Here is a 1,249-nt window from a genome sequence, read left to right as displayed (position 1 = left end):
GTGACGGCTTCTATCCGCGAATTCATCGACGACAATCGTGTCGTCGGCGAACTCGTGCCGCTGCATCGCCCCCCGAATATCTGAATAGGACACGCCCGTCCTTGCGGGTCTGAACGTGCGTAGGTGGGTGTTATTGCCCGCTGCGCCGAGGCCATCTCCTATTCGGATTACACCATGAAACCTATATTTCTGGTGGTTGCCTTGCCGCTTTTCGCAAGCGGTTGTGCTGCCACGTTGCCTCCTGAAGTCATTGCTACGGGCGACTTTGCCGACCTCCCGGTCGATGTTCGTCCCGTCCATTATCATAGCCCCGTTACGGGCTACACGCACCGCGTCCCGGTCGATCCGAAACCGTGGCGAAACCAGAACGACGCGCAGGCTCCAGATGGAGGCGCGTCATGAACGTAACGAAACTCAAGCTCGCGGCGACTGTCGCGCTCCCGCTCATTCTCGGTGGATGCGTCTCGGCGGCGGAGTATTCCCAGAAAAACTCCGGATTCTCGTCCGTATCCAACAAAACCGCAGAAGCGACGGGAAAAGACACCGTCTGGGTGCAGAACCGCCAAGACGCGCAGATGGTCTCCAGCCGGGTAAAGACGCTCCTCACCAAAAAGAACGTCGACGTCGAGACGGCGGTGCAGATAGCTCTCCTCAACAACAAGGGTCTGCAGGCGGCCTACGCCGATCTCGGAGACTCATCGGCGGATGCCTGGCAGTCAATGATGCTCGTAAACCCGACTGTTGGTATCGGTCTGACGGGGATCGGCACTCCCGGTCTCGAAGCCTATAAGGCAATCGAAGGTGTGATCGCCACAAACATCCTCGCGCTCGCCACCCAGAAGCGGAACGTCGAGATCGCCGACGGCGGGTTCCGAAAAGCGCAGCTCAATGCGGCCCTGCGGACCTTGCAGCTCGCCGCCGATACCCGTCGCGCATGGATCACCGCCGTCGCCTCATGGGAAGCGGTCGCACAGCTCAACCAGGCGCAGGCGGCTGCAGATGCGGCTTCTGAACTCGCACAGAAAATCGGCGAAGCTGGTTCCCTCACCAAGGGCGGACAGGCACGCGAGCACGTCTTCTACGCCGAACTCACCGGACAGACTGCCAAGGCACGGCTTGAAGCCCGTCTCGCGAAAGAAGAACTCACGCGGCTCATGGGACTTTGGGGATCGGACATCGACTACCAGATTCCTAATCGACTGCCCCAGCTTCCCAAGGGCCTTGTCAAGCGAGACCTTATCGAAGCCGA

Annotated in this window: 2 protein-coding genes; both read left to right on the top strand. The window is 60.0% G+C overall.

Features of this window, described 5'->3' with window-relative positions:
- Positions 1 to 174 precede the first annotated feature (174 nt).
- A complete protein-coding gene (locus ACP7E0_RS34895) occupies positions 175 to 402 on the top strand; it encodes a hypothetical protein (RefSeq protein ID WP_426131931.1) in 228 nt (75 codons plus the stop codon).
- On the top strand, positions 399 to 1,249 hold an 851-nt coding region (locus tag ACP7E0_RS34890), incomplete at its 3' end, for a TolC family protein (protein ID WP_426131929.1). The genes ACP7E0_RS34895 and ACP7E0_RS34890, both read left to right, overlap by 4 nt.

The organism is Pararhizobium sp. PWRC1-1, assembly GCF_049897905.1.
Classification (GTDB): Bacteria; Pseudomonadota; Alphaproteobacteria; order Rhizobiales; family Rhizobiaceae; genus Pararhizobium.
The sequence above is the reverse complement of the archived record's forward strand: the minus strand, read 5'-3'. Positions and strand labels throughout refer to the sequence as shown.